21 protein-coding genes and 1 pseudogene are annotated in these 19085 nt (G+C 72.0%); 11 read left to right on the forward strand and 11 right to left on the reverse strand.

Annotated features, from left to right (window positions below; translation table 11 throughout):
- The first annotated feature begins 62 nt into the window (after nt 1-62).
- A complete protein-coding gene (locus ACFQ0P_RS08570; RefSeq protein ID WP_204978277.1) occupies nt 63-590 on the forward strand; it encodes a MarR family winged helix-turn-helix transcriptional regulator in 528 nt (175 codons plus the stop codon).
- A 116-nt stretch (nt 591-706) separates the two neighbouring features.
- Entirely contained in the window at nt 707-832 is a 126-nt protein-coding gene (locus ACFQ0P_RS08575; RefSeq protein ID WP_378771908.1) for a hypothetical protein, read from the forward strand.
- On the opposite strand, the gene ACFQ0P_RS08580 is transcribed toward ACFQ0P_RS08575, so the two are convergent.
- Nucleotides 824-1978 (reverse strand): MalY/PatB family protein, encoded by a 1155-nt coding sequence (locus ACFQ0P_RS08580; protein WP_204978278.1) that lies wholly within the window; start codon nt 1976-1978, stop codon nt 824-826. The two genes, ACFQ0P_RS08575 and ACFQ0P_RS08580, sit on opposite strands and share 9 nt — an antisense overlap.
- 176 nt (nt 1979-2154) lie before the next feature.
- Between ACFQ0P_RS08580 and ACFQ0P_RS08585 the strand changes: the two genes are divergently transcribed.
- Nucleotides 2155-2433: a GlsB/YeaQ/YmgE family stress response membrane protein gene (locus tag ACFQ0P_RS08585; protein ID WP_204978279.1), complete on the forward strand. Its 279-nt coding sequence runs from the start codon at nt 2155-2157 to the stop codon at nt 2431-2433.
- Nucleotides 2434-2502: 69 nt separating this feature from the next.
- On the opposite strand, the gene ACFQ0P_RS08590 is transcribed toward ACFQ0P_RS08585, so the two are convergent.
- Nucleotides 2503-3624, reverse strand: a complete 1122-nt coding sequence (locus ACFQ0P_RS08590) for a glycerate kinase (protein WP_204978281.1) — start codon at nt 3622-3624, stop codon at nt 2503-2505.
- 220 nt (nt 3625-3844) lie between these two features.
- Between ACFQ0P_RS08590 and ACFQ0P_RS08595 the strand changes: the two genes are divergently transcribed.
- Nucleotides 3845-4384, forward strand: a complete 540-nt coding sequence (locus ACFQ0P_RS08595; RefSeq protein ID WP_204978283.1) for a YaeQ family protein — start codon at nt 3845-3847, stop codon at nt 4382-4384.
- A 22-nt stretch (nt 4385-4406) separates the two neighbouring features.
- On the opposite strand, the gene panB is transcribed toward ACFQ0P_RS08595, so the two are convergent.
- The 3 genes from panB to ACFQ0P_RS08610 are packed head-to-tail and all read right to left on the reverse strand — an operon-like array spanning nt 4407 to nt 6915.
- Nucleotides 4407-5318, reverse strand: a complete 912-nt coding sequence (gene panB, locus ACFQ0P_RS08600) for a 3-methyl-2-oxobutanoate hydroxymethyltransferase (RefSeq protein WP_204978285.1) — start codon at nt 5316-5318, stop codon at nt 4407-4409.
- Nucleotides 5315-6166, reverse strand: coding sequence for a pantoate--beta-alanine ligase (gene panC, locus ACFQ0P_RS08605; RefSeq protein WP_204978288.1), 852 nt, complete (start codon nt 6164-6166; stop codon nt 5315-5317). Before panC ends, panB begins: the two co-directional genes overlap by 4 nt.
- The gene (locus ACFQ0P_RS08610) at nt 6163-6915 is read right to left on the reverse strand and encodes a DUF2520 domain-containing protein (protein WP_204978290.1); all 753 of its coding nucleotides are present in this window, start codon (nt 6913-6915) and stop codon (nt 6163-6165) included. Before ACFQ0P_RS08610 ends, panC begins: the two co-directional genes overlap by 4 nt.
- Nucleotides 6916-7056: 141 nt before the next feature.
- On the opposite strand from ACFQ0P_RS08610, the gene ACFQ0P_RS08615 reads away from it, so the two are divergent.
- Nucleotides 7057-7599: a potassium channel family protein gene (locus tag ACFQ0P_RS08615; RefSeq protein WP_204978292.1), complete on the forward strand. Its 543-nt coding sequence runs from the start codon at nt 7057-7059 to the stop codon at nt 7597-7599.
- 64 nt (nt 7600-7663) lie between these two features.
- On the opposite strand, the gene ACFQ0P_RS08620 is transcribed toward ACFQ0P_RS08615, so the two are convergent.
- Nucleotides 7664-8413, reverse strand: a complete 750-nt coding sequence (locus tag ACFQ0P_RS08620) for a YidC/Oxa1 family membrane protein insertase (protein WP_204978294.1) — start codon at nt 8411-8413, stop codon at nt 7664-7666.
- Nucleotides 8414-8508: 95 nt separating this feature from the next.
- Nucleotides 8509-8790 (reverse strand): DUF6412 domain-containing protein, encoded by a 282-nt coding sequence (locus tag ACFQ0P_RS08625; protein WP_204978296.1) that lies wholly within the window; start codon nt 8788-8790, stop codon nt 8509-8511.
- A 96-nt stretch (nt 8791-8886) separates the two neighbouring features.
- Between ACFQ0P_RS08625 and ACFQ0P_RS08630 the strand changes: the two genes are divergently transcribed.
- The 4 genes from ACFQ0P_RS08630 (at nt 8887) to ACFQ0P_RS08645 (ending at nt 14063) form a co-directional block, all read left to right on the forward strand.
- Nucleotides 8887-9567 (forward strand): ion transporter, encoded by a 681-nt coding sequence (locus ACFQ0P_RS08630; RefSeq protein ID WP_204978298.1) that lies wholly within the window; start codon nt 8887-8889, stop codon nt 9565-9567.
- Nucleotides 9568-9780: 213 nt separating this feature from the next.
- On the forward strand, nt 9781-10776 hold the full coding sequence (locus tag ACFQ0P_RS08635) for a pyridoxal-phosphate dependent enzyme (protein WP_204978301.1): 996 nt from the start codon (nt 9781-9783) through the stop codon (nt 10774-10776).
- A complete protein-coding gene (locus tag ACFQ0P_RS08640) occupies nt 10773-11933 on the forward strand; it encodes a cystathionine gamma-synthase (protein WP_204978303.1) in 1161 nt (386 codons plus the stop codon). Before ACFQ0P_RS08635 ends, ACFQ0P_RS08640 begins: the two co-directional genes overlap by 4 nt.
- A gap of 135 nt (nt 11934-12068) precedes the next feature.
- Nucleotides 12069-14063 carry an oxidoreductase gene (locus ACFQ0P_RS08645; protein ID WP_204978305.1) on the forward strand — a complete coding sequence of 665 codons (1995 nt, stop codon included), beginning with the start codon at nt 12069-12071 and terminating at the stop codon, nt 14061-14063.
- Between the two features lie 19 nt (nt 14064-14082).
- On the opposite strand, the gene ACFQ0P_RS08650 is transcribed toward ACFQ0P_RS08645, so the two are convergent.
- Complete coding sequence (locus ACFQ0P_RS08650; RefSeq protein WP_204978307.1) at nt 14083-15141, reverse strand: SDR family NAD(P)-dependent oxidoreductase; 1059 nt, start codon at nt 15139-15141, stop codon at nt 14083-14085.
- 48 nt (nt 15142-15189) lie between these two features.
- Here ACFQ0P_RS08650 and ACFQ0P_RS08655 point away from each other — a divergent pair, with 48 nt between their 5' ends.
- A complete protein-coding gene (locus ACFQ0P_RS08655; protein ID WP_204978309.1) occupies nt 15190-15753 on the forward strand; it encodes a TetR family transcriptional regulator in 564 nt (187 codons plus the stop codon).
- Nucleotides 15754-15774: 21 nt separating this feature from the next.
- Nucleotides 15775-16086 (forward strand): DUF7882 family protein, encoded by a 312-nt coding sequence (locus ACFQ0P_RS08660; RefSeq protein ID WP_204978311.1) that lies wholly within the window; start codon nt 15775-15777, stop codon nt 16084-16086.
- A 128-nt stretch (nt 16087-16214) separates the two neighbouring features.
- On the opposite strand, the pseudogene ACFQ0P_RS08665 reads toward ACFQ0P_RS08660, so the two are convergent.
- From ACFQ0P_RS08665 to ACFQ0P_RS08675, 3 genes and pseudogenes are all read right to left on the reverse strand, one after another.
- Nucleotides 16215-16526: pseudogene (locus ACFQ0P_RS08665) on the reverse strand (DUF7882 family protein); the annotation flags it as partial.
- 59 nt (nt 16527-16585) lie between these two features.
- Nucleotides 16586-17221, reverse strand: coding sequence for an NADPH-dependent F420 reductase (locus tag ACFQ0P_RS08670; RefSeq protein ID WP_204978313.1), 636 nt, complete (start codon nt 17219-17221; stop codon nt 16586-16588).
- 58 nt (nt 17222-17279) lie between these two features.
- The gene (locus ACFQ0P_RS08675) at nt 17280-18683 is read right to left on the reverse strand and encodes an aspartate aminotransferase family protein (RefSeq protein WP_204978315.1); all 1404 of its coding nucleotides are present in this window, start codon (nt 18681-18683) and stop codon (nt 17280-17282) included.
- Between the last annotated feature and the right edge of the window lie 402 nt (nt 18684-19085).

Below are 19085 nucleotides of genomic sequence, written 5' to 3' on the forward strand. Positions count from 1 at the left end.
GCTCGACCCCGACGCCTTCCGCGGAGGGTAGCCTGGCGGCATCCGCACGAAAGGGACGAGCCATGGCCGACGACGATGACGTCGATCTGCTGATCGACTCGTGGTCGGATCGTCTGGAGAGCGTCGATCTCACGCCGCTCGATGTGATGTCCCGGCTCCGACGGGCGGCCCTCGCGCTCGCCGAGGTGCGCAGCGCCGTGTTCAAGGAGGCCGGCCTCGGCGACGGCGAGTTCGAGGTCCTCGCGGCTCTGCGACGGATCGATCCGCACGGCGTCGGCCCGACGCGGCTGCTGTCCCTCGTCACGTGCGACATCACGACGCTCAAGCGCCGGGTCGCGCGGCTGCTGGGGCGCGGGCTGGTGAACCGCGAGGGCGCACCGGACGGCGCCCGCGGCACGCTCATCACACTGACCCCGGCCGGCCGCGCGCGCGTCGACTCGACAATGGAGCACCTCATCATGCGCGAGCGCGAGATGCTGGCTCCGCTCTCGCCCGAGGACGTCGTCGGCCTCGAGCGCGGACTGCGTCAGCTCCTCGACGGGGCGGAGCAGGCGCGCCGCCGGCGAGCGGCGGGCGACGCCCCGTCCTGACCCGCGGGCGGGCCCAGTCCTCTGCCGCGGGCGGGCACCGTGCCGCCCCGGAGGGCGTGCACGATTTCGGAGATGTGCACGATTGCGGATGCCTCGGCCCCTTCTCATCCGAAATCGTGCACATCTCCGCGATCCTGCACGCCGAGGGCGAGAACCGCTCGGGCGCATCCGTCGATTCGTCCATGATCTTCGTCCTCTCGTCGTGCTCGGTCCGTTCGCTCGCCGCGACGTGGTCACCGTGAAACCGCGGCGAGCCGGCGCACCGCCTCGGTGATCGTCTCGGGGGCGCATCCGATGTTCATGCGGGCATGGCCGAAACCGGGCGGACCGAACGCCGGCCCGTTCGCGAGCGCCACGCGCGCGTCGCGCAGGGCGATCGCCCCGGGGTCTTCGCCCCAGCCGAGCGCCGACAGGTCCAGCCACGCGAGGAAGCTCGCGGACGGCCGACGAAGTCGCACCGAGGGGAGGTGCGCGGCGAGCTCTGCCTCGAGGTGGTCCACGTTCTGCTCGATCGCCGCGATGGTCGCGTGGAGCCAGTCGCGGCCGTGGGCGAAGCCCTCCCGGGTCGCGATCAGGCCGAAGTGCCCGGTGCGGTACTCCACCTCGGCGGGGAGCCCGCGGATGAGGTCGGTCATGGCATCCGATTCCGCGACGAAGAAGGCGGTCTTGAGGCCCGCGAGATTGAACGCCTTGCTGCCCGACTCGGCGGCGATGCCGTGGGCCCGCGCGGCATCCGAGACCGACAGGTACGGCGTGAAGGTCACCCCGGCGTAGGCGAGCGGCGCGTGGATCTCGTCCGCGACGACGAAGCCGCCGTGGCGCTCGACGACGGCGGCGAGGCGCTCGAGCGTCTCGCGGTCGTGCACCAGGCCGAGCGGATTGTGGGGGCTGCACAGGAGTACTCCCCGGGCTCCGGCCGCCAGAGCCGCGTCGATCGCATCGATGTCGAGCGAGATGGACGTGCCGTCGTCGTGGAGCGGGACGTCGACGACCGTGCCCCCGGCCTCGGGGATCATGTCGTAGAACGGCGGGTAGACGGGCGAGGTCACGATGACGCCGTCGCCCGGGCGAATCAGGCGGCGGAGCGATTCGACGATGACGACGCTGACGTCGGTGGTGGTGCGCATGCGCCGCGGGTCGGGCGCCCAGCCCCACTCGTCCTCGGCGAACGCGCTGAACGCTCGCGCCGCCGACAGGTCGCGCCCGGGGATGTAGCCGGTGTCGCCGAGGTCGACGGCCTCGTGGAGCGCGGCGGCGATGGACGGCGCGAGGGGGAAGTCCATCTCGGCGACGAACATCGGAAGCACGTCATCGGGATAGCTCCGCCACTTCACGCTCGTGCGGCGGCGCAGGACGCTCATCGGCTCGGCGGCGGTGGGGATCGGCATGCGGCTCCTCGATGCGGGTCCCGGGCGGGACCTCTGCCCCCAGTGAACCATTCCGCGGGGCGATGAGCGCGGGATGATACGCCCATCCGGCCGCGGTGGCCAGAGCACGCGGGAGATCCGATCGCCCCACTAGCGTCGGATCGCCCCTCACCAAGGGCGGAAAAGTGGAGGACATCATGCTCTGGACCATCCTGGGCCTCATTCTCGTCGGCCTCATCGCCGGCTTCATCGCCCGCGCCGTCATCCCCGGCAAGCAGAGCATGGGAATCCTGCTCACCATCGTGCTCGGCATCGTGGGCTCGTTCGTCGGGGGCTTCCTCGGCTACCTGCTCTTCGGGGCCGACCCGAACGGCGGCTTCCTCCAGCCCTCCGGCATCATCGGCTCGATCATCGGCGCGATCATCGTGCTGGGCATCTACGTGATGGTCTCCCGCCGTCGCAGCGTCACGCGCTGACCCGCACCCCCTCTGCGCCCGCCGTCCCTCCCGGAGCGGCGGGCGCAGTCGCGCGCGGCCGGCGCGGCGTCATCTCGGGAAGCGGCGGGCCAGCTCCGCGCCGGCCGCGAACAGCCAGCGCTCGGGTTCGGCGAGCGCGGCCGCGCTCGATCCCGCGAGGTCGGTGAGCGAGACCGCAGCGGCGAATCCGTCGACGTCCGCTTCCGGCCCGATCCTTCCGGCCACGAGCGCGACGGGGACGCCGGAGGCCTGCGCGAGGGCGCGCACGAGCCCGGGCGCCTTGCCGTCCACCGACTGCCCGTCGAAGGATCCCTCGCCGGTGACGACGACGGATGCCTCCGCCACCGCTTCGGGAAGGCCGATCAGTTCCGCCACGGCGTCCGCCCCGGGCACGAGCCGCGCCCCCCACGCGAGGAGGCCGAAGCCGGCCCCGCCCGCCGCGCCCGATCCCGGCGCGTCGGCGTCGGCGTCGAGCAGCTCCGCCAGCCTCCCGAGGCCGGCGTCGAGGACGGCGACATCCGCCGGCGCGGCCCCCTTCTGCGGCCCGAACACGGCGGCGGCGCCGCGTGGGCCGCGGAGGGGATTGGTCACGTCGGTGAGTACGGTGACGCCACCAGCGGGAAGCGCCGCCAGCCCCGAGAGATCGGCCGCGGCGACCGCGGCGAGGCCCCGTCCTCCCGGCGCGATCGGCCGGCCCGCGGCATCCGTGAATCGTGCCCCCAGCGCCGTCAGCAGTCCCGCGCCGCCGTCGGTCGAGGCGCTGCTTCCGATGCCGAGCACGAGCCTCGACACGCTGGCGGCCAGAGCGGCCGCGATCGCTTCGCCGAAACCGCGGGTGTCCGCGTCGAGGGGACGCAGACGGGGCGGCGAGCCGAGCAGCTCGATCCCCGACGTCGAGGCCAGTTCCACCACCGCGGTGCCCGCGGGGGCGCCGTCCGACGGGGGCAGGAGGAGCCAGGATGCCGCGACCTCTGCGCCGTCGGGGCCCGTGACCCGCACCGGCACGCGCCGGGCCCCGGGCACCGCCGCCGCGAACGCGTCGAGGGTCCCCTCGCCGCCGTCGGCCATGGGCAGCAGGACGAGATCGCGGCCGGGGTCGACCGACGCCCAGCCGTCACGCAGCGCGGCGGCTGCCCCCGCGGCGTGAAGGGAGCCCTTGAAGGAGTCCGGAGCGAGGACGACGGGCGGCATGTCGGCGAGTCTAGGTCCGCGCCGTCGCGCGCTCGCGAGTTCTGGCTCGCCGCGTCATAGTCGCCGTTCGGATCGATCCTGTCTGGGTGGGGGGTCGGCTACCGGATGCCGACGCCTTGGGAAAAGCGAGGTGATATCCGGGGGGATGCGCCTCGCTGTCCGGGAGGCGCGCGCGCCGCATGCGGTGAACGTGCCTCCCGGGCACACCTACGCTGGAGGGATGGCGCTCGGGGCGACGATCCACACCTTCACGGTGCAGCTGGCAGACGTCGATCGCGGCGTGTACGAGGAGCTCGTGCTGCGGGTGGCCCGGCATCCGTCCGAGACCGACGCGTTCATGCTCACGCGCGTGCTGGCCTACTGCCTCGAGTACGAGGAGGGCATCGCGTTCAGCGAGGGGATCCCGGCCACCGACGAGCCCGCCGTGCTCGTGCGCGACCTCACGGGCCGGATCACCGCCTGGATTGAGGTCGGGGCTCCGGATGCCGAGCGGCTGCACTACGGAAGCAGACTCGCCGACCGGACCGTCGTCTACACGCACCGCGACCCCGCCAAGGTCATGGCGCCGTGGGCGGGCAAGCGCATCCACGACGCCGAGTCGCTGCGGGTGTACTCGTTCGACGAAGGGTTCATCGCGGCAGCCGTCGACGTGATCGACCGCCGCAACACCGCGACGCTCTCGGTGACCGAGCGCGAGCTCTACCTCGACCTCAACGGCACCATGCTCACCACATCGCTGCACGAGCACCGCATCGACTGACGCCGGGTTCGCGCCGACGCCCTCAGGCGCGCCGGGCGCGGGGCGGGGCGCTGCCGTCGAGGATCGCCCGCAGGCGCGCGGCCTCCTCGGCCGGCATCCCGTAGCCGTGCTCGGGTTGCGGGTAGGCGCGGGTGCGCACCTCGTCGGCGTACGCGGTGACACCGGCCACCATCGCCGAGCGCACGTCGGCGTAGCGCTTGACGAACCGGGCCGCGTGCCCGTCGTAGATTCCGAGCAGGTCGTGGAAGACGAGCACCTGCCCGTCGGCGGCCGGTCCGGCGCCGATGCCGATCACGGGGACCTCCATGCGCGGCATGATCGCCTCGGTCACCGCCGACGGGATCGCCTCGAACACGATCGCGAAGCATCCGGCATCCTGCAGCGCGATCGCGCTCTCGCACAGCGCCACCGCCTCCTCGGCGGTCCGGCCCTGTGCGCGGTAGCCGCCGATGGTGGCCGCGGTCTGCGGCGTGAGGCCGACGTGGCCCATGACGGGGATGCCGGCGGCCACGATCGCGCGGGCGCGGTCGACGGACGAGCCACCGCGCTCGATCTTGACCGCGTCGCAGCCGGTGGTCTTCACGAACCGCTGCGCCGTCGCGACCGCCTGCTCGTCGGAGGCCTCGTACGACCCGAACGGCAGATCGGCCACGAGCAGCGGCGTCGCGAGGCCGCGCTGGACGGCGGCGGTCAGCATGAGCATCTCGTCGACGGTCACCGGCACGGTGCTCTCGTGACCGAGCACCGTCATCGCGGCGGAATCGCCGACCAGCACGACGTCGACGCCCGCGGCTTCGGCGACCTGCGCGCTGGGATAGTCGTAGGCGGTGACCATCACGATCGGCTCGCCGGCCGCCTTCATGGCCGCGAGAGCCCCGAAGGTCACGCGCGGCCGGGACGCGGGGGCGGCGGGCGTCAGCGGTCGGGTGCTCATGGTGCAGCCTCCAGGATGCGGTTGTCGATCAGTCTCGCAGGTCCGACCCGGGCCGCGACCGCCAGCAGCGCGGTCGTCTCGACGCGGTCGACCTCGCGGAGGTCGTCGGGGGAGCGCAGCTCGAGGTACTCGGGCTCGATCCCGGCGGCCGAGAGGACGGTGGATGCCGCGGCCAGCACGGAGGCGGCATCCACCCGTCCTTGCGCCACGGTCTGCGCCGCCGCCTCCAGCGCACGGTTCAGGGCGGTCGCGCGTTCGCGCGAGGCCGGATCGAGGTAGACGTTGCGCGAGCTCATCGCCAGGCCATCGGGCTCGCGCACCGTCGGGCACGCGACGATGCGCACCGGCATGTCGAGATCGCGGACGAGACGGTGGATGACGAGCACCTGCTGCGCGTCCTTCTGCCCGAAGTAGGCGTCGTCGGGCGCGACGATGTGGAACAGCTTGGTCACGACGGTGGCGACGCCGTCGAAGTGCCCCGCCCCGCGGGCCGCGCCGTCGAGCACGTCGGTGAGACCCGCGATGTGGATGGTCGTGGCGAATCCCGGCGGGTACACCTCGGCGACCCCCGGTGCGAAGAGAAGGTCGACGCCCGCCTCGGCGGCGAGGTGCGCATCGCGCTCCTCGTCCCGCGGGTAGGCGGCGAGGTCCTCGCTCGGCGCGAACTGCGTCGGATTGACGAAGAGCGACATCACCACGAAGTCGTTCGCCGCGCGCGCGGCCCGGATGAGCGACAGGTGGCCGTCGTGCAGCGCGCCCATCGTGGGCACGAGGCCGATCGACGCTCCGTCGTCGCGCGCTGCACGGACGGCGGCGCGGACCTCGGCCACGGTGCGGGCGACTCTCATGCGCGGGGCCCTTCGAGGGCGAGGTCGCGGGTGCGCGCGGAGAGCTCGTCGAACAGGGGGAGCAGCTCGGGGGCACCGGCGGCGACGGCCGCGCGCTGGCGAGCGACGGTCTCGTCGTCGCCGCGGGCGATGGGGCCGGTGAGGGCGGCGCGGGGTCCGTGAGCGGCCCAGTTCTCGACCGTGCCCCGCACGAGAGGAGCGAGGTGCTCGCGGAATCCGGGTTCCAGACCGGATGCCGCGGCCACCCGCTCGGCGGCGGCCTCGAGCGTCACGAGGAAGTTCGACGCGATGGAGGCGGCCGCGTGATACCCGGCGCGCTGGTCGTCGTGCACCTCGAACGGCCGGCCGCCGACGGCGACCGCGAGCTCCTCGGCCACGCGCAGCGCCTCCGCCGAGGAGCCGGCGACGGCGCAGCCCACGCCGGCGAAGGCATCCGCCCTCTCGCTGCCCGCGAACGAACGGAGGGGATGCAGCGCGAAGTCCGCTCCCGAACCGTGGAGGGGGGTCGCGCCGGAGGTGTGCCCGATGAGTGCTCCGCGGGTGCGGAGCGCGGCGACCGCCGCCGCGATCTCGCGATCGGGGACGCACAGCAGGATCACGTCTGCCCGGTCGGCGGTGTCGCCGCGGCCGAGAGGGCCTGTGACGTCGTAACCGGCGGCGGAGAAGGCGAGGGCGGCGGCCCGACCGACACGGCCGGGTCCGACGACGGCGAGGCGCGCGACGCTGCGACGGGAATCCGGGGTGCTCATGATCGTGGTCCGCGGGTGGTCTGCGGCACCCGACGAGTATCCCACCGCGCAGGACCGGCGAGAAATGCGCGGGTCATCCGACGTGGGTGATGCCCTCGGCGGCCTCCGCGAGCCAACGTGGGGTGAAGGGAAGGAGAGTGGATGTCGGAGCCCCCGATCGAGCGTCTCACCCGCGCGCAGCGACGCCGGGTGGTGGCGTGGGGACTCCTGCGCGCCCTCATCGCCGCGGTCGTGCTCGTCACGCTGTATTTCGTGATCCCGCTCACCTGGCTCGACGCGCTGCCGGCGAGCGCCGCGATCCTCGTCGCGATCGCGCTCCTCGTGGGGGTCTCGTTCTGGCAGGTGATCGCGATCATCCGGTCGGACGAGCCCGGCCTCCGCGCGATCGAGGCCCTCGCGGTGATCGCGCCGCTCTACCTGCTGGTCTTCGCGACCGCGTACTTCCTCATGGGGTACGACGAGACGGGCAACTTCACGCAGTCGCTCACCCGGATGGACGCCCTCTACTTCACCGTGACCGTCTTCGCCACCGTCGGGTTCGGCGACATCACCGCGGTGAGCCAGCACGCGCGGGTGATGGTGACCATCCAGATGGTCGTCAACCTCATCCTGCTGGGCGCCGGCGTGCGCCTCCTCACGATGGCGGTCAAGCACGGCCGCGGCGAGAAGGCCGTCGAGGACTGACGCGCCCGCCCCCCGCCGCCCCGGCGCTTGCGCCGTCTGCCCGCTCGGCAAGAGGTGGCGGGGGTCACCCGGTCGCGAGAGGGTAGCGACGGCGCAGGAGGAGGCGCTGGCACAGGGTCCATACGACCGTGGTCGCGAGGTAGATCGCGGCGGCCAGGGGGACGAAGAGGGCCACGACCGCGGTCGAGAACTGCAGCACCCCCGCCAGCCGTCCGGTCGCCGCCGCGAGGGGAGCGGCATCCCCCCGGTCCCCGACCGGAGTCCGGAAGGTGCGCCGCGTGGCTTCGGCGGCGGCGACGATGACGGCGATCAGCGCTGCGAACACAGCGAGCATCGGGACGGTGACTGCGCCCGCGGCGACCGCCCCGACGAGGCCGGTGCCCAGCGGCACGCCGAGGAGTTGCTGCGCCAGCAGCGCGTTCGGATGACCCGCGATAGACGCGACCGCGAACAGCGTGTAGACCACGCCGAGCACGGGCGCCTGGGCGAGCAGAGGGAGACAGCCCGCGAAGGGCGACACCCCCGCGTCGGCGTAGAGCTTCATCGTCTCGCGCTGGAGCCGTTCGCGATCGCGGGCGTGCCGGCGCTGCAGATCGCGCAGGAGCGGAGCGAGACGGCTGCGGCTCTGCTCCGCCTTGGCCTGTGCGACTCCCGCCGGGATCAGTGCGGCGCGGACGAGCAGGGTCACGAGAACGACGGATGCCGCTGCCGAGACATCCCCCGCGACAGGTTCGAGAAGCTCCGCCAGCAGGCGGAGTCCGGTGGAAGCGGCGTCGAGGATCGCCGTGAGAGGAGGGAAGGCGGAAATGTCCATGGGGTCCGATCGGTCGGGTGTCTGGTGGCTGCGTGCGGCCACCAGACGCCGGGTACGCCGGATGAGGCCCGCGGACGGGCGGAGGCGGAGTCGGGTCAGGCGGCCGGGGCAGCCGCACCCGGTGCTCGCGGACGCGCGTGGCCCGCGGCATCCGGATCGCTCTGCGTGAGCAGCGTCGAGACGTCGATGCCGCGCATCGGGTGCGGTGACGTTCCGGTCGCCGGCGCCGACGCACCACTCCCCGCGAGCGAGAGGGCGAGGACTGCGACTGCGGCGAACACCGCCGCCGCGACCACCAGGGCGCTCGGCTCGCGGAACGCCGCGCCCGCCATGGTTTCGAGGAGGAGGCGCAGCACGACGCTGAACGTGTCGCTCATGTCCACCGCCCCTCGATCGATTTCGTGCTCACGCTAACACCGCGGGCCGCGAAGATCACCCCGCGACGGCGATGGACCGAGTGCCACAATCCAGGCATGTCCGCTCCTCGCACCGAACTCAAGAACACCGGATACGAGATCTTCATCGGCCTGCTGTCGGTCATCTCGATCCTCAACCTCGTCCTCGTCTACGCCTTCGTGCGAGATCCCGGTCTGCAGCAGATCCTGACCGTGATGAACGCGCTGTTCAGCGCGATCTTCCTGGGGGACTTCCTCTACCGCATCTTCACGGCGCCGTCCAAGAGCGCCTACTTCTTCCGGCACTTCGGGTGGGCCGATCTGCTCGCCAGTCTGCCGTTCCCTCAGGTGAAGGTGCTGCGCGTGTTCCGTCTCGTGCGCGTGACCCGGCTGCTGCGACAGGTCGGCATCAAGACGGTGTGGGCCACGATCGTCCGCGACCGCGCGGGCAGTGCGCTTCTCGTGCTGCTGCTCATGGGGATCCTGGTCCTCGAGTTCGGGAGCCTCCTGATCCTGCGGATCGAGCAGTACGCGCCGGGGGCGAACATCACGTCGGCGTCGGACGCGCTCTGGTACGTCATCGTCACGATCTCGACCGTGGGCTACGGCGACCAGTACCCCGTCACGGATGCCGGACGGCTGGCGGGCAGCGCCGTGATCATCACGGGTGTCGGCATCTTCGGTACCTTCACCGGCTACCTCGCCAACCTCTTCCTCGCGCCGCGCAAGGCCGAGGCCGCCACGGCGGAGGCCGGATAGGCCCGAGGGCGAGCGCAATCGTGCACGGTCCCCGGCACCGCGCGGCCCGGCGCACACCCGCCGCACCGCCGGGCGGTGACGCTGCGGCGGGCCTCGGGCTAGACTCGACCGCGTGCTGACCTGTCGCTGTTGTCGCTGAGTGCCCCCGGCACGCCTCCGCGACCCCGACAGCTCCCTCCGCGCCATCCGCGCGGCCACACCGAGGACACATCCGTGCGTTACGCCAGAAGCGTTGCCGACCTCGTCGGCGACACCCCGCTCGTCCAGCTCACCCGCGTCACCGAGGGCATCGCCGCCACAGTGCTGGCGAAGGTCGAGTATTTCAATCCCGGCAGCTCCGCCAAGGACCGCATCGCCCGCAACATCATCGACGCCGCGGAGCGCGACGGGATGCTGAAGCCCGGCGGCACGATCGTCGAGCCGACCAGCGGCAACACCGGCGTCGGTCTCGCGCTCGTCGCGCTGCAGCGCGGCTACCGCATGATCTTCGTCGTGCCCGACAAGTTCGCCGGCGAGAAGGTCGACGTGCTCAAGGCGTACGGCGCCGAGGTCGTGATGACACCGACGAACGTCCCGCCCGACGATCCCCGCTCGTACTACGGTGTCTCGGACCGGCTCGCCCGCGAGATCCCGGGCGCGTTCAAGCCGAACCAGTTCGCCAACCAGAACGGTCCGCGCGGCCACTACGAGACCACCGGCCCCGAGATCTGGCGCGACACCGACGGCCGGGTGACGCACTTCGTGGCCGGCATCGGCACCGGCGGCACGATCACCGGCACGGGCCGGTATCTGCGGGATGCCTCGGACGAGGCCGTCCGGATCATCGGCGTCGACCCCGAGGGGTCCCTCTACTCGGGCGGCCCGGTCCATGGGTACCTCGTCGAGGGCGTCGGCGAGGACTTCTGGCCGGAGACGTACGACCCGACCGTCGTGCACGCGTACGAGCGCGTGAGCGACGCGGAGTCATTCGCGATGACGCGGCGCCTCGCCCGCGAGGAGGGACTCTTCGTCGGCGGGTCCAGCGGCATGGCCGTCGTCGGTGCGCTGCGCGTGGCGCGCGGCCTGCCCGCCGACGCCGTCGTCGTGGTACTCCTGCCCGACCACGGTCGCGGCTATCTCAGCAAGATCTACGACGACGACTGGATGCGCGAGCACGGCTTCGACGTCTCCGGCACCCGCGACATCCGAACCGAAGGACACGACGCATGAGCGACCCCGCCGACCTCCGAGGATTCGAGACCCGGGCCGTGCATGCCGGGCAGGCCTTCGACCCGACGACCGGAGCGGTCATCCCGCCGGTGCACTTCTCCACGACGTATGCCCAGGACGGCATCGGCGGGCTCCGAGAGGGGTACGAGTACGGCCGGAGCGGCAACCCGACGCGCACCGCGCTCGAGACCCAGCTCGCCGCGCTCGAGGGCGGCGCGCACGGCCTGTCGTTCGCGTCGGGACTCGCCGCCGAGGACGCGCTCCTGCGCTCGGTCCTGAAGCCCGGCGACGAGGTGCTCCTCGGCGACGACGTCTACGGCGGGACCTACCGTCTGATCTCCCGCGTGCTCGGGCCGTGGGGGATCGGCGTGCGGGTGGTCGACATGCGCGACCTCGGCGCCGTCGAGGCGGCGCTGAAGGACAGGCCCGCGCGGATCGTATGGGTCGAGACCCCGAGCAACCCCCTGCTGCACATCACCGACGTCGCGGGGCTCGCGCGCCTCGGTCATGACGCCGGGGCGCTCGTCGTCGTCGACAACACGTTCGCTTCCCCCGCGCTGCAGCAGCCGCTCGCGCTCGGCGCCGACGTCGTGGTCCACTCGACGACGAAGTACCTCGGCGGGCACTCGGACGTCGTGGGCGGCGCCCTCGTGCTCGACGACGACGCCCTCTACGAGCGGGCGAAGTTCCACCAGTTCGCTGTGGGCGCCGTCTCGGGTCCGCTGGATGCGTGGCTCACGACCCGGGGCATCAAGACGCTGGCACTGCGGATGCAGCGGCACAGCGAGAACGCGCAGGCGGTGGCGGAGTTCCTGGCCGGTCACCCGAAGGTGGCGCGCGTGCACTATCCGGGACTCGTCGACCACCCGGGGCATGAGCTCGCGTCGCGGCAGATGCGGGCATTCGGCGGGATCGTCTCGGCGGAGCTGGCGGACGCGGCATCCGCGCGTCGCTTCGCGGAGGGGACACGCCTGTTCCAGCTCGCCGAATCGCTCGGCGGCGTGGAGTCGCTGATGAACTACCCCGACGAGATGACGCACGCCTCGGTGCGCGGCACGGCGCTGGCGGTGCCGGAGGAGCTGGTGCGGCTCTCGGTCGGCATCGAGTCCGTCGACGACCTCCTGGCCGACCTCGATCGCGCCCTCGCCTCGCTCTGACCCCGGACACCGGTGTCCGTCAAACGGCGGGGAGATTCCGGCTGACAGGCCGTCGCGAGCGGCCGCGGAGTGCGAAATCTCCCCGCCGTTTGACGCAGACCGCTGCGTACCGACGTCGCGACGTAGGCTCGGGACATGAGTCTGCTCTCGACGCCGCTTCAGATCGGTTCGGTGACCGTGCCGAACCGCCTCCTGCAGACGGCGCACTCCAAGCAGTACTCCGACCGCGTCGAGTCCGATCGCGAGACCGCCTACTACGTGCGGCGTGCTCACGGCGGCTGCGGGCTCTTCGTCGCGGGCAACCACTTCGTGCACCCGTCCGGCTCGATCCGGGGGTTCCAGGACGCCTTCCGTCCCGAGTCGGTCCCCGCGAGCAGGCGCATGACGGACGCGATCCGCGATGCCGGTGCCCGCGTCTTCGTGCAGCTCAACCACCACGGCGCACAGGCTCAACCCGACCGCCCGGGCGGACCCGGAGCGGTGTATGCCCCTTCGCGCATACTCTCGCCGTCGACCTCCCACGCGACGCGCGAGATGGACGCGGACGACATCCGGTCGGCCGTCGAGGGCTGGGCGATCTCCGCGGCGCACGCGCGCGACGGCGGATTCGACGGGGTCGAGATCCACATGGCGCACGGCTACCTGCTGCACCAGTTCCTCTCACCGCTCTACAACGCGCGCACCGACGCCTACGGCGGCGACCTCGAGGGTCGCACGCGCTTCCCGCGGGAGGTGCTGACGGCGGTCCGCGAGCGCGTCGGCGACGACTACCCCGTCGGCATCCGCATCGTCGCGAACGAGTTCCATCCCGACGGCCTCGACGGCGCCGCGATGCGCGAGGTCATCGCCCGGCTGCGGGCGGAGGCGCGGATCGACTTCCTCGATCTCGCCGCCGGCGGCTACCACAACGTCCACTACGTGTTCCCGTCCTCGCCCATGCCGTACGCGTGGCTGCGAGACGACGTCGCCGCGGTCAAGGCTGCCAACCCCGATGTCGCCGTCTTCGGGGTCGGTGCCGCGCGCTCGGTCGAGGAGGCCGAGGAGGTCGTCGCGTCCGGGATCGCCGACATGGTCGCCCTCACGCGCGCCCAGATCGCCGACCCCGACCTCGGACGCAAGCTCGTCGGGGCTCCGGTCGCGGGCGAGCCCGGCATCCGTCACTGCATCCGCCTGAATCAGGGATGCCTCGGCCGCGGCAGCCGCGGACTTCCGATGTCGTGCACCGTCAACCCGCTCGCCGGGCGCGAGCGGGAGCGCGGGGACCGACCGCGGGCGTCGGCGCCGCAGCGCTGGGTCGTCGTGGGCGGCGGGCCCGCGGGCATGAGGGCGGCCGTCGAGCTCGCCACGGACGGCCACCTCGTCACGCTGTTCGAGCGCGGCCCCGAGCTCGGCGGGCAGCTCCGGCTGGCCCGCGCCGTCCCGGGCCGGGAGAGCGTAGGGCTGCTCGTCGACGACCTCGTGCGCGACCTCGGCGCCTCGGGGGTCGACGTGCGGGTGGGGACGGATGCCACGGCCGCCGTCCTGCGCGACACCGGGGCCGACGGCATCGTCGTGGCGACCGGTGCCGTCGCGCCCTCGACGACCTCGCTCGCCCTCGGCGGCGCCTACCGGGACGGGTTCCCGGATACCGGCACCGTCGATGCGTTCGCGGCGCTCGCCGACCCGGCGCGCCTCGGCCGCCGCGTCGCCGTGGTCGACGCGGACGGCACCGCCTACGCCTCGGGGGTCGTGCTCACCCTGCTCGCACACGTCGATGAGCTCGAACTCGTGACGCCGTTCGAGACCGTCTTCCCGCACGTCGGCGCCGGCTACGACCGCCCGCTCCTAGTCGAGCGACTCCGCGCCCACGACGGCTTCCGGCGCCGCACCGCCCACCGGGTCGACGAGGTTCGGCCCGGTGAGCTGTCGCTCGCGGACGCCCTCACCGGCGAGCAGGCCGTCCTCGAAGGACTCGACGCCGTCGTGGCGATCGAGCCGCGCGCCTCGGTCGGGCTGCCGGGGCTGAGGGGTGTCGCGCCCCGTGTCGTCGCGATCGGCGACGCGTTCGCGCCCCGCTCGATCGACTCCGCGATCTTCGAGGCCGTCGAGCTCGCGTACGACGTCGCCGGGCTCGCCGTCCTGCGCGGCTGAAGCCCGGCGCCGCGCGGGCTCAGGCGGCCGACCAGCCCCCGTCGCTGGCGAGCACGACGCCGTTGACGTTGACGCCGTCGTCCGACAGCAGGAAGGTGATGGATGCCGCGAGCGCATCGGCCTCGACGGGGTCGGGCATCACGGCCATGGCGGTCTGGATGCGGTCGGCGCCCAGCGGCGAACCGAAGCTCGCCTCGATGTTCGTGATCGTGGGTCCGGGTGCGACGGCGTTCACGCGGATGCCGCTCGGCCCGTACATGAAGGCGCTCGACTTCGTCAGCCCGACGACCGCGTGCTTCGACGCCGTGTAGGCGACACCGGCCGCCGAGCCGCGCAGTGCCGCCTCCGACGCCGTGTTGACGATCGCTCCGCCGCCCTGGGCGAGCATGACGGGGACGACCGCGCGCATGAGGCGCATGGTGCCTTCGACGTTCACGCGGAAGACGCGCTGCCACACGACATCCGTCACGTCCCCGACGGGTGTCATGTCGTCCATGATGCCGGCGATGTTCGCGAGGCCGTCGATCGTGTCGCCCGCCGCCTCGACGATGCGGGCCACGCTCTCGTCGTCGGTGATGTCGGCGACGAGCGGCACCACGTCGGCGCCCGCGTGCTCGGCGACGAACTCGTCCAGGCGCTCCGCGCTCACGTCCACGGCGATGATGCGCCCGCCCTCCCGGGCGATGCGAGAGGCCGTGGCGCGACCGATGCCGGACCCGGCGCCGGTGACGATCACCGTGCGTCCTGAGAATCGGCCCTGGTCGATGCGCTCGGTCCATTCGCGCAGGGCGACCGTCTCCTCGGCCGTGGGCGTCGCCTCGGGGGATGCCGCGGCCTGCGCACCGGCGGGAACCTCGCCGGCGGCGACCCGGCGGACGAGGTCGTCGAGCATCTCCTGGGTGAACGCGCCGCGGCTCATCTTGACGAGACGCTTGATGGCGAGTCGTCGGACGGGCTTGAAGACGTCCGGCGTCTGCCCGCCCTGCGCGAGCATGTCGGTGAGGATCGCGTTGCCGACGGGATCGGCCAGCCAGTCCGCGATCGAGGAATCTCCGGTGAGCGGCTTCGGGTTGCCCATGTCATATCCTTCCTACCGGACATCAGTGTCCGGTAATAGGCTACACCCGTGCCGAGCCCCGCGACCCCCCGTGCGAACCGGGGTCCGGCCGCCGCCGCAGACAATCGCCGGGCACTCATCGCCGCCGCGCGCGAGGTCTATGCCGAAGAGGGACTCCGGGCGCCGTTCAGCGCCGTCGCCAAGCGTGCGCGGGTCGGTCAGGGCAGTCTCTACCGGCACTTCCCCGACCGCACGGCGCTCGCCGTCGCGGTCTTCGAGGAGAACGTCGGCGACCTCGAGGAGTACACCGCCCCGCCGGGGCGGACGATCGACGATCTGCTGGATCGCGTCGTCGAGCAGGCCGTCGTCTCGACGGCGTTCATCGAACTGATCACGGCCGACATCCACGACCCCCGCGTACTGCCGCTGGGCGAGCGGTTCGGCGCCGTGGTCACGCGCCTCGTGCAGCGCGAACACGCCGCGGGCCGCCTCGGCGCGCACATCGAGGCCGCCGACGTCCTCATGGCGGTCGGCATGCTCGCGACCGAGATCGCCCGCGCGGATCCGCCCGCCCGCCCCGCCGTGGCCGATCGCGCGCGCGCTCTGTTCCGCGCCGCCTTCGCGCCGCGCTGACCCGCGCCGTATGCTCCTCGCATGGGCAGGTTCATCTACGACACCGCGTCGAACTCCGTCGAGATCGACGATCGGACGCTCGCACACCTGCGGATCGTGGTAATGAACAAGCTCCGTCGCTCCGAGCCCTTCATGTTCGATGTCGAGGTCGGCGACGGCACCGGGCGCCGCAGCTTCTGGATCCACCCCTCGGTGCCGCTGCAGTTCCACTTCTTCGGCAGCAGAGGTCCGCGTATCAACCGGCTGTGGGTCGAGGAGATGATGCAGGCCGCGAGCGGGCCCACCGGTCTGACGATCCTCCCCGAGCCCGCCGAGGAGCCCGAGCAGGAGTAGGCCGCGCCTCAGCGCGCCGGAACGTCCCCGGGGGTGACGTCCTCACCGGCGATCGTCAGCCGGTCGACCTCGAGGCTCTCCACCTCGACCGACCCGAGTGCGACGTCTGCGCCGTCCGCTGAGCCGACCTCCGGCTCGGTGTCGACCTGCTCGGCGACCAGAGTGATCCCGCCGGACGAGTTCGCCGAGTTCGCCAGATCCTCGATCCATGCGCGACTGAGTTCGACCGGCTCGGGGTCGTCGAACACGAATCGCAGCGGAATCGACGGGTGGAGCCAGATCGTCGTGCGGCCGCGCGGTTCGTCATCCGGGTGCCGCCAGGACAGCGTGAAGCTCTCGTCGCGGCGCAGCTTCGTCGCGATGACGACCTTCAGGTGTGCCAGCGCGCGGTCCTCGATGTGGATGGGTGTCGCCGAGCCCCCGTAGTAGATGGTCCCCACGGGGCCGAGTCTATGCCCCCGGTCCCGGTGAGGCGCGTCATCTCCGAGGGGTCCCTCGGTCAGCGCGTCGCGCGCGCGAGGTTCTGCTCGAGCTCGTCCTTCGTCTGACGCGTGCCGTACGCCGGCTGGTCGCGCTCCACGCGCCAGCTCTCGGCGACCGGGCCGATGTCGACGGTGTCGAACCCGAGCTCGTCGTAGATCCCGGCGACGAACGCGGATGCCTCGGGGTGGTCGCTCGCCGTCGCGAGGGCGCGGCGGCCGGGCGTGCCGGCGGGCGAGCCGGTGGTGAGGATGTCGGCGGCCGTGATGTGGTTGAACGCCTTGGCGACCTTCGAGGTGGGCAGGTGCTCCTGGAGCATCCCGGTGGTCGTCGTGCGCTTCTCGTCGAGCGCAGCGATGCGGCCGTCGCGCTCCCAGTAGTAGTTGTTCGTGTCGAGCACGATCTTGCCTGCGAGCGGCTCGACGGGGACGTCCTGGTAGGCCTTGAGCGGCACCGTGACGATGACGACGTCGCCGGATGCCGCGGCATCCGCCACCGTCGCGGCGGTGACCTTCGGGCCGAGGTCCGCAACGAGGTCCGCGAGCGTCTCGGGTCCGCGCGAGTTGCTGATCACGACGTCGTAGCCGCGGTCGGCAAGGCCGCGCGCCAGGGTCGATCCGATGTGTCCTGCTCCGATGATTCCGACTGTTGTCATGCCCGAGGACAACGCGGTGACGCCCGGCGGGCATTCCCGCCGGGCGTCACGAGGCGTCTCAGAGCCGGGTCCATGCCTCCGTCAGCACGGAGCGGAGGATCTGCTCGATCTCGGTGAACTCGGCGGGCCCGATCGTCAGCGGCGGCGCGAGCTGGATCACGGGGTCGCCGCGGTCGTCGGCGCGACAGTACAGTCCCGCGTCGAACAGCGCCTTCGACAGGAATCCGCGCAGCAGGCGCTCGGACTCGTCGTCGTCGAAGGTCTCCTTGGTCGCCTTGTCCTTGACGAGCTCGATACCGAAGAAGTAGCCGTCGCCGCGCACGTCCCCGACGATCGGCAGGTCGGTGAGCTGCTCGAGCGTCGAGCGGAACAGCGGCGAGTACTCCCGCACCCGCTCGGGGAGCCCCTCCTCCTCGAAGATGTCGAGGTTCTCCAGCGCGACGGCGCTCGACACGGGGTGCCCGCCGAAGGTGTAGCCGTGGTAGAAGGCCCGGTCGCCGTGCGCGAACGGCTCGTAGATGCGGTCGCTCACGACCGTGCCGCCCAAGGGCGAGTAGCCGCTGGTGACGGCCTTCGCGAACGTGATCATGTCGGGCTGGTAGCCGTACGCGTCGCACGCGAACATGTGCCCGATCCGGCCGAAGGCGCAGATCACCTCGTCGCTGACGAGGAGCACGTCGTACTTGTCGCAGATCTGGCGAACCCGCTGGAAGTACCCGGGCGGCGGGGGGAAGCATCCACCCGAGTTCTGCACCGGCTCGAGGAAGACCGCCGCGACCGTGTCGGGACCCTCGAACTGGATCATCTCCTCGATGCGGTCGGCCGCCCACACGCCGAAGGCCTCGAGGTCGTCCGCGGGTGCGCCCATGTCGGAGGCGCGGTAGAAGTTCGTGTTCGGCACCCGGAACCCGCCGGGCGTGAGGGGCTCGAACATCTCCTTCATCGCCGGGATGCCGGTGATCGCGAGGGCCCCGGACGGCGTGCCGTGGTAAGCGACCGACCGCGAGATGACCTTGTGCTTGGTCGGCTTCCCCTGCAGCTTCCAGTAGTACTTCGCCAGCTTGAACGCCGTCTCGACGGCCTCGCCGCCGCCGGTCGAGAAGAAGACCTTGTTGAGGTCGCCGGGCGCGTAGGACGCGATGCGGTCGGCGAGCTCGATGGCCGCAGGGTGCGCGTACGACCAGATCGGGAAGAAGGCGAGCTGTTCGGCCTGCTTCGCGGCGACCTCCGCGAGCCGCCTCCGCCCGTGTCCGGCAGCGACGACGAACAGCCCCGCGAGACCGTCGATGTACTTCTTGCCCTGGGAGTCCCAGATGTGGTGACCCTCGCCCTTGACGATGATCGGGACTCCGGGTCCGTCGGTCATGACCGACTGGCGTGCGAAGTGCATCCAGAGGTGGTCCTTGGCCATCTTCTGCAGCTCGGCCTCGGTGCGGGCGTGGCGTTCGGTCGTGGTCGACATTGTGGGCCTTCCGTCGGGCTTTTCCCCGACGATACCCGCGCCCCCGCACCGCGGCCATGACGGTTCGTCCGGTTCCCGCCGCCGCGCACGGCGGACCGTCCGCCGGTGGCTGACCCGCGGCGGGCCTGCCACGCAGTACGCCGCGGTCAGGCGTCCGGCGTCGGCGACGACGGTGCGGGTGCCTGGGGGTCGGGGGAGGGCGCCGGAGGCTCGGGGAAACCGGGCTCGACCGGGGCCGGGAACGTCGGCTCCTCCGGAGTGGGTGCGAGCGGCTCGGCCGGCGACGGCGGCCCCGGCTCGGACGGGGTGGAAGGGAAAGGATTCGGATCGCTCATGGATGGACCTCCTGCGGCCAGCCTGCGGCGCACCGCGGCGCGCTTCACCCCCGTTGACCGCCGGCGG

Source organism: Microbacterium insulae, assembly GCF_042677065.1.
GTDB lineage: Bacteria > Actinomycetota > Actinomycetes > Actinomycetales > Microbacteriaceae > Microbacterium > Microbacterium insulae.

Bases quoted from the DNA above. Each gene is read 5' to 3' on its own strand.
- ACFQ0P_RS08570 (WP_204978277.1), top strand. From the start codon at position 63: ATGGCCGACGACGATGACGTCGATCTGCTGATCGACTCGTGGTCGGAT.
- ACFQ0P_RS08580 (WP_204978278.1), bottom strand. From the start codon at position 1,978: ATGCCGATCCCCACCGCCGCCGAGCCGATGAGCGTCCTGCGCCGCCGC.
- ACFQ0P_RS08585 (WP_204978279.1), top strand. From the start codon at position 2,155: ATGCTCTGGACCATCCTGGGCCTCATTCTCGTCGGCCTCATCGCCGGC.
- ACFQ0P_RS08590 (WP_204978281.1), bottom strand. From the start codon at position 3,624: ATGCCGCCCGTCGTCCTCGCTCCGGACTCCTTCAAGGGCTCCCTTCAC.
- ACFQ0P_RS08595 (WP_204978283.1), top strand. From the start codon at position 3,845: ATGGCGCTCGGGGCGACGATCCACACCTTCACGGTGCAGCTGGCAGAC.
- panB (WP_204978285.1), bottom strand. From the start codon at position 5,318: ATGAGCACCCGACCGCTGACGCCCGCCGCCCCCGCGTCCCGGCCGCGC.
- panC (WP_204978288.1), bottom strand. From the start codon at position 6,166: ATGAGAGTCGCCCGCACCGTGGCCGAGGTCCGCGCCGCCGTCCGTGCA.
- ACFQ0P_RS08610 (WP_204978290.1), bottom strand. From the start codon at position 6,915: ATGAGCACCCCGGATTCCCGTCGCAGCGTCGCGCGCCTCGCCGTCGTC.
- ACFQ0P_RS08615 (WP_204978292.1), top strand. From the start codon at position 7,057: ATGTCGGAGCCCCCGATCGAGCGTCTCACCCGCGCGCAGCGACGCCGG.
- ACFQ0P_RS08620 (WP_204978294.1), bottom strand. From the start codon at position 8,413: ATGGACATTTCCGCCTTCCCTCCTCTCACGGCGATCCTCGACGCCGCT.
- ACFQ0P_RS08625 (WP_204978296.1), bottom strand. From the start codon at position 8,790: ATGAGCGACACGTTCAGCGTCGTGCTGCGCCTCCTCCTCGAAACCATG.
- ACFQ0P_RS08630 (WP_204978298.1), top strand. From the start codon at position 8,887: ATGTCCGCTCCTCGCACCGAACTCAAGAACACCGGATACGAGATCTTC.
- ACFQ0P_RS08640 (WP_204978303.1), top strand. From the start codon at position 10,773: ATGAGCGACCCCGCCGACCTCCGAGGATTCGAGACCCGGGCCGTGCAT.
- ACFQ0P_RS08645 (WP_204978305.1), top strand. From the start codon at position 12,069: ATGAGTCTGCTCTCGACGCCGCTTCAGATCGGTTCGGTGACCGTGCCG.
- ACFQ0P_RS08650 (WP_204978307.1), bottom strand. From the start codon at position 15,141: ATGGGCAACCCGAAGCCGCTCACCGGAGATTCCTCGATCGCGGACTGG.
- ACFQ0P_RS08660 (WP_204978311.1), top strand. From the start codon at position 15,775: ATGGGCAGGTTCATCTACGACACCGCGTCGAACTCCGTCGAGATCGAC.
- ACFQ0P_RS08670 (WP_204978313.1), bottom strand. From the start codon at position 17,221: ATGACAACAGTCGGAATCATCGGAGCAGGACACATCGGATCGACCCTG.
- ACFQ0P_RS08675 (WP_204978315.1), bottom strand. From the start codon at position 18,683: ATGTCGACCACGACCGAACGCCACGCCCGCACCGAGGCCGAGCTGCAG.